At 37.1% G+C, this 14,182-nt stretch carries 14 protein-coding genes; 6 read left to right on the top strand and 8 right to left on the bottom strand.

Translation table 11 applies throughout. From position 1 onward, the window contains the following. Positions 1-143: 143 nt before the first annotated feature. From nadD to dnaN, 6 genes are all read right to left on the bottom strand, one after another. Positions 144-725 carry a nicotinate (nicotinamide) nucleotide adenylyltransferase gene (gene nadD / locus JKG64_RS22165; RefSeq protein ID WP_210356446.1) on the bottom strand — a complete coding sequence of 194 codons (582 nt, stop codon included), beginning with the start codon at positions 723-725 and terminating at the stop codon, positions 144-146. Beyond that, positions 725-1,294, bottom strand: coding sequence for a guanylate kinase (gmk, locus tag JKG64_RS22160; protein WP_021069579.1), 570 nt, complete (start codon positions 1,292-1,294; stop codon positions 725-727). Before gmk ends, nadD begins: the two co-directional genes overlap by 1 nt. 3 nt (positions 1,295-1,297) lie before the next feature. Then, positions 1,298-2,173 (bottom strand): YicC/YloC family endoribonuclease, encoded by an 876-nt coding sequence (locus JKG64_RS22155; RefSeq protein ID WP_133586776.1) that lies wholly within the window; start codon positions 2,171-2,173, stop codon positions 1,298-1,300. A 102-nt stretch (positions 2,174-2,275) separates the two neighbouring features. After that, entirely contained in the window at positions 2,276-2,848 is a 573-nt protein-coding gene (locus JKG64_RS22150) for a CAP domain-containing protein (RefSeq protein ID WP_210356445.1), read from the bottom strand. Positions 2,849-3,217: 369 nt separating this feature from the next. Further along, on the bottom strand, positions 3,218-3,877 hold the full coding sequence (locus tag JKG64_RS22145; RefSeq protein ID WP_210356444.1) for a DedA family protein: 660 nt from the start codon (positions 3,875-3,877) through the stop codon (positions 3,218-3,220). 12 nt (positions 3,878-3,889) lie between these two features. Beyond that, positions 3,890-5,014 carry a DNA polymerase III subunit beta gene (gene dnaN, locus JKG64_RS22140; protein WP_202105101.1) on the bottom strand — a complete coding sequence of 375 codons (1,125 nt, stop codon included), beginning with the start codon at positions 5,012-5,014 and terminating at the stop codon, positions 3,890-3,892. A gap of 166 nt (positions 5,015-5,180) precedes the next feature. Between dnaN and JKG64_RS22135 the strand changes: the two genes are divergently transcribed. The 6 genes from JKG64_RS22135 to JKG64_RS22110 all read left to right on the top strand — a co-directional run bounded on the left by JKG64_RS22135 (position 5,181) and on the right by JKG64_RS22110 (position 10,257). Further along, positions 5,181-6,329: a DNA polymerase III subunit gene (locus tag JKG64_RS22135; protein ID WP_210356443.1), complete on the top strand. Its 1,149-nt coding sequence runs from the start codon at positions 5,181-5,183 to the stop codon at positions 6,327-6,329. Between the two features lie 9 nt (positions 6,330-6,338). Continuing rightward, positions 6,339-7,763 carry a PSP1 domain-containing protein gene (locus JKG64_RS22130; protein ID WP_210356442.1) on the top strand — a complete coding sequence of 475 codons (1,425 nt, stop codon included), beginning with the start codon at positions 6,339-6,341 and terminating at the stop codon, positions 7,761-7,763. A gap of 23 nt (positions 7,764-7,786) precedes the next feature. Continuing rightward, positions 7,787-8,248, top strand: coding sequence for a gliding motility lipoprotein GldH (locus JKG64_RS22125; RefSeq protein WP_246512765.1), 462 nt, complete (start codon positions 7,787-7,789; stop codon positions 8,246-8,248). Beyond that, on the top strand, positions 8,245-9,291 hold the full coding sequence (gene lpxK, locus JKG64_RS22120) for a tetraacyldisaccharide 4'-kinase (protein ID WP_210356441.1): 1,047 nt from the start codon (positions 8,245-8,247) through the stop codon (positions 9,289-9,291). The genes JKG64_RS22125 and lpxK overlap by 4 nt, the downstream gene beginning before the upstream one ends. Positions 9,292-9,390: 99 nt before the next feature. Continuing rightward, entirely contained in the window at positions 9,391-9,729 is a 339-nt protein-coding gene (locus JKG64_RS22115; RefSeq protein WP_210356440.1) for a hypothetical protein, read from the top strand. A 180-nt stretch (positions 9,730-9,909) separates the two neighbouring features. Next, the gene (locus tag JKG64_RS22110) at positions 9,910-10,257 is read left to right on the top strand and encodes a hypothetical protein (protein ID WP_210356439.1); all 348 of its coding nucleotides are present in this window, start codon (positions 9,910-9,912) and stop codon (positions 10,255-10,257) included. A gap of 143 nt (positions 10,258-10,400) precedes the next feature. On the opposite strand, the gene dnaA is transcribed toward JKG64_RS22110, so the two are convergent. Further along, on the bottom strand, positions 10,401-11,828 hold the full coding sequence (dnaA, locus tag JKG64_RS22105) for a chromosomal replication initiator protein DnaA (protein WP_133586785.1): 1,428 nt from the start codon (positions 11,826-11,828) through the stop codon (positions 10,401-10,403). Between the two features lie 383 nt (positions 11,829-12,211). Next, positions 12,212-14,140 carry a 1-deoxy-D-xylulose-5-phosphate synthase gene (gene dxs, locus JKG64_RS22100; protein ID WP_210356438.1) on the bottom strand — a complete coding sequence of 643 codons (1,929 nt, stop codon included), beginning with the start codon at positions 14,138-14,140 and terminating at the stop codon, positions 12,212-12,214. Between the last annotated feature and the right edge of the window lie 42 nt (positions 14,141-14,182).

The following is a 14,182-nucleotide window of genomic DNA, read 5'->3' as shown; positions in this document are numbered from 1 at the left end:
TAGTGACCTACTTGTCGAAAGTTTTTTTCCGAAAATAAAATTAATGATTTCTTCTTATTTTCCACAAAGGAATATGTGGATTAAGCCGAGGTCTATAGGGGTAGTATATTCACCATTGATCGAAACGAAAGCGCCTCATAAAGCTAGAGATACAAGCCCTTCTTATCTATAAATTCTAAAACACGATCAGGGACAAAAAACTTAACATCCTTTCTGCCCTTGATAGCGCTTCTTACAAAAGTAGATGACAACTCCATTTGAGGTGTATCTGTCATTGTCACAGCTGGGTGATTCAGCCATTCCCCAGCCTCGTATTTTGGCCTTGGATAGACAAAAATCTGAAAATCTCTTAACAAGATATCTGCATTCTTCCATTTGTGTAACCCCATTAGATTATCTTCTCCCATAATCAACACAAACTCTTTACTCGGATACCGTTCCCTCATGTAGGTCAGCGTATCTATCGTATAAGAAGGCTGTGGAAGTCCGAATTCAATGTCACATGCCTTCAGCTTTTCTGCTCCTTCAATAGCAAGGTTCACCATTTCTAAGCGATCATACATATTGCCCAGACTTTTTTTGTCCTTAAAAGGATTCTGAGGTGACACAACAAACCATACCTCAGCTAGGTCTGTATATTGCGCCATATAGTTTGCAATAATCAGATGTCCTATATGTATCGGGTTAAAAGATCCGAAGAAAAGCCCAATCTTATTGCCTGCCATTATTTATCCAGAAAATCCAATACTATTTTTTCCGCATCTTGACATGCTACATCCAGATCGAAGTTATTTAATATCACGTCAAATTTATCCGCGTAACTCAACTCCAATTCCGCTTTTGCAAAGCGCTCCTTCAGTTTTTCTTCTGAATCTGTACCACGTCCAGAAAGTCGTTCTTGTAACACTTCTAGCGATGGTGGATTTACAAAAATCGCTAACGCTTCCTCTGGGAACTTAGATTTCAATCTTAATCCACCGACTACGTCAATATCAAAAATAACACTCTTTCCTAGAGACCATATACGATCCAATTCGGACCTCAGTGTTCCGTAATAAGTTCCAGAATAAACCTCTTCAAACTCTATAAATTCTTGCTTTGCTACCTTATGTAGAAACTCCTCTTTGGAAATGAAATAATAGTCTTTACCGTTTTCTTCGCTACCTCTTGGCTCTCTAGTACTCGCCGATATAGAGAACTCCAATTTGTCACTATATTTACTTAACAGATGTCTTACTATCGTTGTTTTTCCTGCTCCAGAGGGAGCAGAGAAGATTATCAATTTTTTATTCATAACTTACAATACATTTAGTAGTTGTTCCTTGATTTTCTCAAGCTCCTCTTTCATACGAACTACAATTTGCTGAATGTTCGCATTATTAGCCTTCGATCCTAGCGTATTTATCTCTCTCCCCATTTCCTGAGAAATAAACCCTAGTTTTTTACCATTAGAATCCGCGGCATTAAGCGCCTCCAAAAAATAGTTACAGTGACTTCTTAAACGAACTTTTTCTTCAGTGATATCAAGTTTGTCGATATAAAAAATTATCTCTTGCTCAAATCGATTTTTATCTATATTCTCTTTTCCGACAGCTTCATCCATATACTGGCTTAAGCGTTCTCTGATCAATGGGATCCGATCACCTTCGACAGCTTCTACCTGTCCTAAATAATCAAGAATCAACTCTACGCGCTTCTCCAAATCATTTTTCAGAACCTTCCCTTCATCCATTCTAAACCCAGTGAATGATTCTACAGCTTGATAGAAAGCATTCAATAATACTTTACCCTCTTCTTCATCCACTTCGTCTTCATTGTTCGCAATCACTTCAGGCATTGACAACGCTAGATTAAATAAACCCGTTTGATCTTCTCCGAGCTGTGCAGCGATATCTTTAAGTTGATTATAATACTTTTTCAGCAGTTCACGGTTTATAGAAGATGCTTTCGCTGTTTGGTCAGCGTATTCTGATGAAATCAAAACGTTCACTTTTCCTCGTTCTATCAGTTTACTACATTCTCCACGAAGCGTAAGCTCCTTGTCCGAAACAGCCTTAGGCAAACGTATTCCTAGCTCTAGAAATTTTGAATTAAGTGATTTTATTTCCACAGTGTATTTAACCTTCGCATTCTCATGCGAACCTACACCATATCCTGTCATTGATTTTATCATATGCAAAGGTAGGAAAACTAATGTTGATTTCTAACAATCTGACTATTGAAAAACCCCAAACTATATCCTGTTATACAAAATTGACGTTTATCGACAACCATCCTACCAATCATGCTTAGCAATGATTACACATAAATAGGTTTTATAAGTAGATCCGCTCGGTGAATGGACAAAACCGATACCAATATCGACTAGAGAACCATTCCAATCGTCCATACCTAAAACATGTTTCCGATGCATAAACCCTGGAGATCCCTTTCCGATGATAAAAGCATTAATTCCCTCTATAGCCGTGGAATGGTTGGCTGCTATCGATTCGAAATTATTCGCTGATTTTTTCTTCGTCCAATCGGGGTTGAGGTGATATCCAGCCTTTACCATGTAATAATTCGGTCCCAAACCTTCTGGTGTCACATGTTCAAAATAATTACGATTAGCCATATCATAAGCCCTAAATTCAGCTACCTTTGCAAGATCATCGTTCCAAATCAACGTCGTTCTTTTCACCTTATTCACCGGTGAAATTCCTAATTTCTTAGCATATTTCTCGGGATGCATACGGATGTCATTGAGTAGGGTATACGCCTCCTTTGCTTGTTGCCGGTCGGTCGTTATCATTTTCTTTTGGGCTACAGCAGAACTGGAAATCAAAATTAAAAGACATAGAATGCGCATATCAAAATTATTTCTTTAATAGACTGGATTTTGGTATATACGTTTAATTGTGGTCCTTGCAAACGTTAGAAAGACTTCCCTAATGATTGACAACTGATTATTACTAAAATCGAATGTGATCCAATATTAAAACGTACATACTTCGGACTTTACTCGGGTATATCCGAATAAAGTCCGAATGAAGTCCGTATAATCTCCGAATGAACTTCGGACTAAAAGCTAAGTTAGTATAAATTTGAACATAAGACAGTCCCTATCTATACCGTGCTATAACAAACCTCATCACACACCTATTATCCTTCGCTAAACGCAAAACAGAAAGGGCATCCAAATGATTGAATGCCCTTTCTATTATAACATATATTGCCTTTAGCCTGCTTTACTTCCTTTTAGTTTTTCCTTCACTACTTCAAAAACTATCGGAAGTATAGAAAGGATAATAATAATCAAAACCACCTTAGAAAAATTATCTCGAATTAAAGGAATATTCCCTAAGAAATAGCCTGCCAATGTAATTCCGACAACCCAAAGAATTGCTCCAATAACATTATAGGTTATAAACGTACTATATTTCATCCTACCAATTCCTCCCACAAAAGGGGCGAGGGTTCTTACGATAGGAACAAAACGCGCAATAACGATCGTTTTGCTACCATATTTCTCATAGAACGAGTGTGTTTTTTCAAGTTGTGCATCTGTTACCATTTGCTTCCCAAACAGCCTAAACCGAGTAATACGCATTCCAAAATGCTTACCAATCGCATAATTCAAGGAATCCCCCGTAATAGCGGCAATAAGCAACAGAATAATCATAATCCAGATATTAAGATCATTTGGTTGAGCGGCAAGCATACCTGCTGCAAAAAGTAACGAATCCCCTGGCAAAAAAGGCATCACGACCACACCTGTTTCAACGAATATGATTAGAAATAAAATCAGATATGTCCAGGTCTGATAGTCATTTACAATCTCCACCAGATGATCATCAATGTGAAGAATAAAATCTATCAATGAATATATTAAATCCAATGGAATTCAGTATTAGTTAAAACTATTCAGCATTACTGGCATGACCAACATCAATATTTCTTCATTATCCTGCTTGATTGCTGGTAATAACAACCCTGCACGATTTGGAGTACTCATTTCCAAAACCACTTCTTCGCAGTTTAAGTTATTTAGCATTTCTACCAAAAACTTCGCGTTGAATCCTATCTCCATGTCTTCGCCTTCAAACTGACAATTAAGACGTTCATGAGCCTCATTAGAGAAATCTAAGTCCTCCGCAGAAATATTCAGTTCACTACCATTGATTTTCAAACGAACCTGATGTGTCGTTTTATTTGCAAAAATAACCACACGACGCAATGTGTTTAAAAACAAAGCACGGTCTACTGTAAGTTTATTTGGATTCACTTGAGGGATTACAGCATCATAATCCGGATAACGCTCGTCTACAAGGCGACAGATCAAATGAATGCTGCCAAATTGAAAGAATGCATTTGTCGTATTATATTCTACCGCTACCGAAGTTTCATCAGACGGTAGGGAGGATTTTAACAATGTTAAAGCTTTCTTTGGAAGAATGATAGATGTTGCCTTTTCTGCACCGACATCTGTACGACGGTATCTCACCAAGCGGTGTGCATCTGTTGCTACAAAAGTGATATTCTGTTCTCCCAATTGCACCAATACACCAGACATCGCCGGTCTTAACTCGTCATTACTTACTGCAAATATTGTTTTATTTATAGCCTCCGATAGAATGGAAGCTGTAATTTGAACTGTTGAAACATTATCTACAACAGGTATCTTAGGAAAGTCATCTGCATTTTCACCACTGAGCTTATATTTTCCATCTCCAGCACTAATCTCTATCGCCAACGTTTTTGTATCCACCGAAAAAGCAACAGGTTGATCCGGTAACGTCTTCAATGTATCTATCAAAATCTTTGATGGCATTGCTACTCTTCCTTCTTCCTTAGCTTCGATGGCCACAGAAGTTACCATGCTTGTTTGTAAATCCGTCGCAGAAATAGTTAAAGTGTTATCTTTTATTTCAAATAGAAAGTTCTCTAAAATAGGAAGAACAGTACTGCTACTGGATGCCCCGCTTATGGCCTGCAATTGCTTTAATAATACAGATGTGGATACTATAAATCTCATGTCTAGCTTCGATATATTTTTATATGCAATAATACAGAAAAGAATTAAATTTTTACAATCTAAGTACGGGTTTATCTTTCATCACTGACATATTCACTTCGGTTTTTTTTGTACTATGTATTCGTGAATACAACGCTTTTTATCTAAGTTTGTGTAGACTTACGATATGCAATTTAAGGAAATAGTAGGACACCAAAGCATTAAAAACCATTTAATCAACTCGGTAAAAAACAATCGGGTCAGCCATGCTCAGCTTTTTTTAGGACCAGAGGGTTCAGGCAGTCTGGCTTTAGCGTTGGCATATGCCCAATACATCAATTGTGAAGACCGACAAGAGGACGATAGTTGTGGACATTGTGCATCTTGCAGAAAATATGAAAAATTAATCCACCCCGATTTACATTTTTCCTATCCCTTCTTTGCTAAAGGCAAAGAAGAAACTGCTACGACCTATATGGACGAGTGGCGCAAAGCTTTTCTTACCAATCCTTATTTAGGTTTGAATTACTGGAGAGAGCAACTAGATTCTGGCAATAAACAAGCTAATATCAATATAGCTGAGGCCCATGATATCATCAAAAAACTGAGTCTCAAATCTTTTGAAGCTGAGTACAAAGTATTGATTATGTGGCTTCCGGAATATCTTGACACCCAAGGAAACGCCCTTTTAAAGCTTATTGAAGAGCCTCCGGAAAAAACTCTTTTCCTTTTAGTTGCCGAAAATCAAGATAAAATAATAAATACGGTAATTTCCCGGACCCAATTGGTCAAAATTAACAAGCTTCATCATGACGAGATGAATAGCTATTTAATTGAGGAGCGAAAGTTAGACCCTAGGCGTGCCAAAGAAATATCCTTTATTGCAGACGGAAATATTCAAGAGGCTCTTAACTTAATCCACCAACATGGTGAAAACGAAACTTTTTCTATTTTGGTTCAATGGTTACGTTTTATAGTCACTGATAATGGAAAAGAACTAATCGGTCTTACTGAAGACAAACTTTCGAAATTAGGTCGGGAAAATCAAAAAAGTTTCTTACTTTATGCCATCAATATGATGAGACAGATCATATTAATGCAACAAGGCTTGAGAAATCTAGTCTTTTTACAAGAAGAAGAATTTGCATTTGTAGAAAAATTTAGTGGTTTATTCCAATTTGAACAATTAGAAGAAGCTATCAATATCCTAGAAAAGACACATTATGGGATTGAACGCAATGGTAACGCCAAAATATTATTTTTAGATTTATCTTTGCAATTGGTTTTATTGTTCAAATATCAAACGTTCCCGAAAAATCGGGACTCAATAATATAAAATAGAAATATGGGATGTGGCAGTTGCTCATCCGGGGGATGTGGTACAGGAAGTAAATTAGGTACAGTACCATCAGGATGCAATAACAATGGTTCTTGCATGACCAGCGGATGTAATAAATTAGATGTATATGACTGGCTTTCCGACATGGATTTGCCTTCAAATTATAAACCCTTTGACATTGTTGAAGTTCGCTTCAAAGGGTCTCGTAAGGATTATTATGTAAACACGGACAACATTTACCTAGAAATGGGCGAAATGATAGCCGTAGAGCCTTCTACAGGTGGATACGATATCGGGCATGTTTCTTTGACAGGAGAGCTCGTCCGTCTTCAATTGAAGAAAAACAATATCGCACCAGACTCCGTCGTCAAGAAAATCTACCGCAAGGCAAACGATGCCGATGTTACGAAATTCAACATTGCAAAAGAGCTTGAATGGGAGACCATGCATCGAGCGAGAAAGCTTGCTTTAGATCTTGGTCTATCGATGAAAATATCCGATGTAGACTATCAAGGTGATAAAACAAAGGCTACTTTCTATTATACAGCAGAAGGTAGGGTTGACTTTCGCGAGTTAATAAAGCGTATGGCCGAATCCTTCCGCATTCGAATAGAGATGCGACAGATTGGAATGCGTCAAGAAGCAAGCCGTTTGGGAGGTATAGGATCCTGTGGCCGTGAACTTTGTTGTTCCACGTGGCTTACCGATTTTAAGACCGTATCAACCTCTGCTGCCCGCTATCAAAATCTATCCCTCAATACACTAAAACTAGCTGGCCAATGCGGTAAGTTAAAGTGTTGTTTGAACTATGAATTGGATAGCTATATGGATGCACTAAAGGACATTCCTAACGATGTAGACAGAATAGAGACCAATAGTGGAATGGCCTATCTTCAAAAAACAGATATCTTCAAAAAAACAATGTGGTTCTCTTACCCTGGTGCTGAAAACTGGATCCCATTATCCATCAGCAAAGTAAAAGAACTTGCAGAAATGAATAAAGGAGGAATTAAGCCTGACGCATTAGATTATACCCCTCAAACTGTTGAGACCAAAAAACCGGTTGTTTTTGACTATGAAAATGTCGTTGGCCAAGATAGCTTAACACGTCTGGATGATAAAAACAAAAGACGTAAAAAGAAAAAAAGCAAACCTCGACAAACTCCAACAAATCAAAAAACCGAGGGAAATACAAACCCTAATCAGGCACAAGCTCCAAAGCAAGCCCCTTCAGGTCAAAAAAAGGAAACGAGCAGTGGTGTAGAAAGCCGTCCGAATAGACCTGCTCAAAATAAAGACAATAACAAAACTGCGCCCTCTGCTAATCTGGGAGATGACAACGCGCAAAAAAATGAGCAGCGCAAAAAAAGAAGGTATAATAACAGGAATAGAAACAAAAATAACGATAAACCAAATAACAGTGGCGAGTAGATACTCGTCACTATTTTTTCAATATGATAAGACCCCTTCTATATGCTTTTGGTATAATTAGTTGTTTGGTTTCGTGTACCAATAGTGCTGTCTATGAAAAGAACCAGCCTATCCCAGACCGAGCATGGTCATATGAAAAAAAACCTCAATTTGATGTACACATAGCAGATTCCAAGGCTAGATACAACATCTATATAAACCTACGCCACTCCAATGAATATAGCTTTTCCAATATTTTTGTACTTCTTCATGAAAAAGGCGCAAAATTAGTCGATACAGCTTATCGCAAAGAAATACCTCTTGCTCAGTTGGATGGACGTTGGTTCGGAAATTCAGCGGGATCACTATATGAAGTACAATACCTTGCAAAAGAAAACTTTGTCTTCCCTGATACCGGTGTATATACCTTTGCGGTCGAACAGAACATGCGGGAAAATCCACTCAAGGATATTGTTGATGTAGGTATTAAGGTGGTAAAACAATGATTATTACCCTTATTCGGTGGTTATTATTACCAATAAGTCTAATCTATTGGTTCATTGTATGGGCTAGAAATACACTCTATGACAAAGCTATACTAAAAGGCACCAAATTCTCCATCCCAACAATTGTCATTGGTAATCTTGCCATAGGAGGAACAGGAAAAAGCCCAATGACGGAATACATAATCCGATTACTAAAAGATGATTACAGGATTGCAACACTTAGTAGGGGATATGGTCGAAAAACAAAAGGCTATAAACTTGTACACAGCGATTCTTTAGCGATCGAAGTAGGGGATGAACCTTTACAATTCAAAAATAAATTTCCGGAAATTACAGTTGCTGTCTCTGAAAATCGCTGTTACGGAGTTCAACAACTTAATAAAGATCATGACCTCATTATTTTAGATGATGCTTATCAGCATAGAAAATTAACTCCAGGTTTCACCATCCTTCTTTTCGACTTTAACTCTCTTTTATCCCCCATAATCCCGCTTCCTACCGGAAACTTTAGGGACAATTTTTCTGCAACAAAAAGAGCCGATCTAATATTAATTACAAAGTGTCCTGATGACATTCTCAGTGAAGATAGAAATCGTATAGAACACCAAATAAGAAAACATGCTCTAGCGCCTATATTCTACACGGGAATTGATTATGGACAACCAAAAGATAGAAATAATCAACACCTAACAGCCTCTTTGAAAAACCTTGATATTGTTCTTTTTTGTGGTATAGCTAATCCTCTGCCATTACAGTCTTATCTCACTGATCTGGGAAATGTAGTACATATCTTACAATATCCAGACCATCACAATTACACGGATAAAGACTTCGATAAAATTGCAGATTATTATCAGTCTCTACCTACTACCAATAAAATTATCATAACGACAGAAAAAGATATGCAAAGGGTACCCAACTCTGCGTTGCAGGATATACCGCTTTATTACATCCCTATCACTCTCAAATCAATGGATAAGCAGCAGGATACCTTTGATCATTTTATATTTAATTACATACAGTCTGCCACAAGTGTTAATTAGCTTTAACGAAAGTTAATCTTCACTAAAGTTAAAGGATCAACTCCCTACTAGTCAATTTATTTAATGAAATTTATGGTGTAAACAATTAATTGATTCATCATGAAAACAGTATTTGCATTAGCAATAACCACAGCTTTGTCCATAAGTATTGGGCAAGCACAGGAGAGGAGCAACAGACAGCATCGTAGTCCTGAAGAACAGGCAAAAATAAAAGTTGAACGATTAGCCACAGCGCTTAATCTTCAAAACTCCCAAAAAGACTCTATTTATAACTATCTTTTAATTTTTCAAAAAGAAACAAAACCAGAGAATAGGAGGGAAACCTGGAAACAAAGAGACACTAAAATAAAAAGTTTCTTAACAGAGGAACAAGTAATAAAATACGACTCTTTGCAAAATAGTACCAAAAGCAAAATGAATCGACAAAAAAAACAATAAAATACTAAAATACAACAACTTAAAAAGATATAAAGCTATTTTATTACTTTTTAAGTTGTGTTAAATGATGTTAAATTGTAACAAACAGGATACAATCAAAGCAATAAAATAGACGATACGACAGTTATTAATTCAGAAAACGATTAATAATACATTTCAAAAACTTAAAATTTAAATGCTATGAAAAAATTAATTTTAACTGGACTAAGCTTTTTATTTGCTGTCACGATTCTATTCGCTCAAGAAATAAATCCAGAAAACAAAGCAAAAGAAACGGTTACAGAATTAACGGAAAAATTAACACTGACTGATGACCAACAAACAGCTGTATATAATATTGTTCTTGAAAAAGTAAATGCAAAAATTGCGATAAAATCAGACACAACATTATCGGCAGATGTAGTAAAAGAACAAATACAAGCTTTGACAGCCACTGCCAATGGTAAGATCAACGACTTATTGACAGACGAACAAAAACCATTGTTCGTTCAATACTTAGAAGAAAAGATGGCTAATAAAAAAGAATAGATTGAATCAGTACAATAGTTTTTAATTTCATAATTACCTAGCTGAGGCGGGTCAGAGAAAATACTCTGGCTCGCCTTATTTCATATAAAAAGGGCTGATTCTTTAGTATGAATCAGCCCTTCTCCTGTATTATATTACTACGACTAAGAAGTTTTTAATTTCTTCTGTATGTCCTGTACGTATGTTTTAAATTTCTTATCCGTTTCGATCAAATCTTCTACTGTCTGACAAGCGTAAATTACAGTAGAGTGATCTCTTCCTCCGAAGAAACTCCCAATCGACTTCAAAGAGGACTTGGTATGATTTTTAGCCAGATACATTGATATTTGGCGAGCCTGTACTATTTCTCTCTTACGTACCTTAGATTTAACCATTTCTACAGGAACTTCAAAGTACTCACATACCAATTTCTGAATATACTCCATCGAGATCTCCTTGTGGGTATTTTTCACAAAGTTCTTTAGCATCGATTTTGCCAAGTTCAGATCAATTTCTTTCTTGTTTAATGTCGATTGAGCTAATAATGAAACCAGAGCGCCTTCTAGTTCACGCACACTATTATCAATCTGTGTTGCTACATATTCTACAACATTCTCAGGCAACTCTATACCATCCGAGTACATTTTCTTTTTTAGAATAGCAATTCTAGTCTCTAAATCTGGAGCCTGTATATCGGCAGATAATCCCCATTTGAAACGGCTTAAAAGACGCTCCTCTAACCCAGAAAGATCTTTTGGTGCTTTATCCGAAGTCAGAATAATTTGCTTTCCTGATTGGTGTAAATGATTGAACACATGGAAAAATATATCCTGTGTTTTTTCCTTTCCGGCAAAATTATGGACATCATCCATAATAATAACATCCATTGCCTGATAGAAGTTTACAAAATCATTGATTGTATTATTCTTCAAGGAATCTACAAACTGCTGACAGAATTTCTCACAAGAAAGATATATAACCAGCTTATCTGGTAAGTTCCTTTTTATCTCATTACCGATCGCCTGTATCAAATGCGTCTTACCCAATCCTACATCTCCATACAACATCAAAGGGTTAAATGAGGTACCACCAGGTTTGTTGGCCACTGCATATCCTGCTGATCTAGCTAATCGATTACATTCACCTTCCACAAAATTCTCAAACGTATAGTTCTGATTCAGCTGCGGGTCAACCTGTAACTTCTTTAGTCCAGGTATGACAAATGGATTTTTAATATTTTTATTTAGAGCGACAGGAACCGGGATAGATTGTCTCTTAGCTTCAGCCCCATTTCCATTCGAAGGTAGATTTGTCGTATAAGGAATATTGGTAGAAGATTTCTCTACTACAATATTATACTCTAATCTTCCTTGCTCGCCTAAAAATTTCTTTACAGTCTTACGAAGAATACCCACATAGTGCTCCTCCAACCACTCGTAAAAAAACAAACTCGGTACTTGAATAGTTAAAACGTTTCCCTCCAAACGAATAGCCTTTACAGGCTCGAACCATGTCTTGAAACTCTGCGCCGGAATGTTATCTTTTATGACCTGAAGACAATTATTCCAAACACCTGTATACGTTTTTTCCATTCTTAAATTGTTAATAACTTGATAACCAATTAATGATAAAATAATTGTTTATAACTTTCGCTCTCAACGAAGATGACAAAAATTTCTGAGGTAAAAAAATCAAAAACCAAAAAAAACAATAACAACTGAAATACAGAAACTTACATAATTTTTAGCGTAATTTTAACACTAATCTTCATGTCAAATTATACTTTTCCACACAGGGATCTGTTAGCAAGAATAGATTGCTTTTTCTGAAAAAAATTGGATTGCAGGTTGAAAATTGTGGAAAACTTTGCGCCTCAATAATTAGTTCTTTTCTCCCATATTTACAGCAAAAAATAAGCCACAAATACTTGTGGCTTAATGAATTTTGAAAATATTTTTTTTCTTTCGGTTTTAGATTAACCGACCATCGTCTTTGTTGGTTGCGATTGCATTAGTTTTCGACACACTTCTACCACCGCATTTGCATCATAATTACACAATCTCCACAGTTCAGGCTGTTCTCCATGATCTACAATCTCATCCGGAATACCTAATCGGACAAGATCTGCAGTATACTTATGATCGGCCATAAATTCAAGTACAGCCGAGCCAAATCCTCCTGGCAGTACCCCATCTTCTATAGTAATGACTTTCTTGAACTTTTTAAATACTTCGTGTAGTAGGTTTTCGTCAATTGGTTTCACAAACCGAATATCATAATGAGCAGGATATATCCCCTCTTCGTTCAAGATATGAAAAGCCTTTGACACCTCATTACCTACGTGTCCTAAACTAATAACAGCTACTTCTTCACCATCCACAAGCTTACGCCCTTTGCCTATCTCCAACGCCCTAAAAGGACGCTTCCAGTCCGGCATTACTCCCGATCCGCGAGGATATCGAATCACAAATGGGCCCATATTCTCCAATTGGGCCGTATACATCATATTACGTAGCTCCTCTTCATTCATCGGTGCTGCTATAGTCATATTAGGAATACAGCGCATAAATGCGATATCATATGCACCGTGATGTGTTGGGCCATCAGCTCCCACCAATCCCGCTCTATCTAGACAAAATACGACATTTAGATTTTGTAAAGCTACGTCATGTATCACTTGATCATAGGCACGTTGCATAAACGAAGAGTAAATATTACAAAACGGCACCAATCCCTGCGTTGCCAAACCTGCACTAAAGGTTACAGCATGTTGTTCTGCGATCCCTACATCGAATGCCCTATCTGGCATGGCATTCATCATAATGTTCATGGATGATCCACTCGGCATTGCCGGCGTAATTCCCATAATCCGGCTGTTACTTTCAGCAAGTTCAACCAAGGTATGTCCAAATACATCTTGATATTTAGGTGGCTGAGGCTTATCATGTGCGGTCTTCTTAATTTCACCGGTTATTTTATCAAATAAACCAGGAGCATGCCACTTCGTCTGATCTTTCTCCGCTAGAGAATACCCTTTTCCCTTCATTGTAACTACATGTAACAACTTAGGTCCATTGATATGCTTCAAATCTTCCAGTGTCTTCACTAGCTTATTGACATCATGTCCATCAACCGGCCCGAAATACCTAAAATTAAGTGATTCGAATAAATTAGAATTTTTTAATAATGTCCCCTTAATACTTTGCTCCAATTTTTTAGCCCATCCATACGCGTCAGGACCATTCTTAGAAATCTTAGCCAATACAGCAATAAGATCATCACGGAATCTATTATAACTTTTAGAAGTCGTAATACTTGTTAGGTATTCCTTCATTGCCCCCACATTGGGGTCAATAGACATACAGTTGTCGTTCAATATCACCAGTAGGTTCGATTTCTCTATACCAGCGTGATTTAATGCTTCAAAAGCCATTCCTCCCGTCAATGCCCCATCACCTATTATAGCGACGTGCTGTCTATCCGTTTCCCCTTTATAGGCTGACGCTACGGCCATCCCTAAAGCTGCAGAAATAGACGTTGAAGAGTGTCCTACCCCAAAAGCATCATATTCACTCTCGCTACGTTTAGGAAATCCTGATATTCCGCCTAAAATGCGATTTGTATGAAAAGAATCACGTCGACCTGTCAATATCTTATGTCCATAAGCCTGATGTCCCACATCAAATATAATCTGGTCATAAGGCGTATTCAATACATAATGTAATGCTACGGTCAGTTCGACTACGCCCAAGCTAGCCGCAAAGTGCCCCCCATTGACAGAAACAATATCAATAATATACTGTCTGAGCTCTTTACATACTTCTTCCAATTCACTATCTTTTAGATTACGTAAATCAGACGGAAATTGAATTCCTTTTAAAAGTGCTCCTGCTTCTACCTGCATACCAAAAAAATTTCAAAATAAGATACAAAGTAACAATTAATT

It is taken from the genome of Sphingobacterium tabacisoli (genome assembly GCF_017908035.1).
GTDB lineage: Bacteria > Bacteroidota > Bacteroidia > Sphingobacteriales > Sphingobacteriaceae > Sphingobacterium > Sphingobacterium tabacisoli.
Note: the sequence above shows the minus strand (reverse complement) of the source record. Positions and strands in the feature narration are given on the sequence as shown.

Bases quoted from the DNA above. Each gene is read 5' to 3' on its own strand.
- JKG64_RS22110 (WP_210356439.1), top strand. From the start codon at position 9,910: ATGAAAAAATTAATTTTAACTGGACTAAGCTTTTTATTTGCTGTCACG.
- dnaA (WP_133586785.1), bottom strand. From the start codon at position 11,828: ATGGAAAAAACGTATACAGGTGTTTGGAATAATTGTCTTCAGGTCATA.
- JKG64_RS22155 (WP_133586776.1), bottom strand. From the start codon at position 2,173: ATGATAAAATCAATGACAGGATATGGTGTAGGTTCGCATGAGAATGCG.
- JKG64_RS22115 (WP_210356440.1), top strand. From the start codon at position 9,391: ATGAAAACAGTATTTGCATTAGCAATAACCACAGCTTTGTCCATAAGT.
- lpxK (WP_210356441.1), top strand. From the start codon at position 8,245: ATGATTATTACCCTTATTCGGTGGTTATTATTACCAATAAGTCTAATC.
- dxs (WP_210356438.1), bottom strand. From the start codon at position 14,140: ATGCAGGTAGAAGCAGGAGCACTTTTAAAAGGAATTCAATTTCCGTCT.
- JKG64_RS22135 (WP_210356443.1), top strand. From the start codon at position 5,181: ATGCAATTTAAGGAAATAGTAGGACACCAAAGCATTAAAAACCATTTA.
- JKG64_RS22150 (WP_210356445.1), bottom strand. From the start codon at position 2,848: ATGCGCATTCTATGTCTTTTAATTTTGATTTCCAGTTCTGCTGTAGCC.
- nadD (WP_210356446.1), bottom strand. From the start codon at position 725: ATGGCAGGCAATAAGATTGGGCTTTTCTTCGGATCTTTTAACCCGATA.
- JKG64_RS22130 (WP_210356442.1), top strand. From the start codon at position 6,339: ATGGGATGTGGCAGTTGCTCATCCGGGGGATGTGGTACAGGAAGTAAA.
- JKG64_RS22125 (WP_246512765.1), top strand. From the start codon at position 7,787: ATGATAAGACCCCTTCTATATGCTTTTGGTATAATTAGTTGTTTGGTT.
- gmk (WP_021069579.1), bottom strand. From the start codon at position 1,294: ATGAATAAAAAATTGATAATCTTCTCTGCTCCCTCTGGAGCAGGAAAA.
- dnaN (WP_202105101.1), bottom strand. From the start codon at position 5,014: ATGAGATTTATAGTATCCACATCTGTATTATTAAAGCAATTGCAGGCC.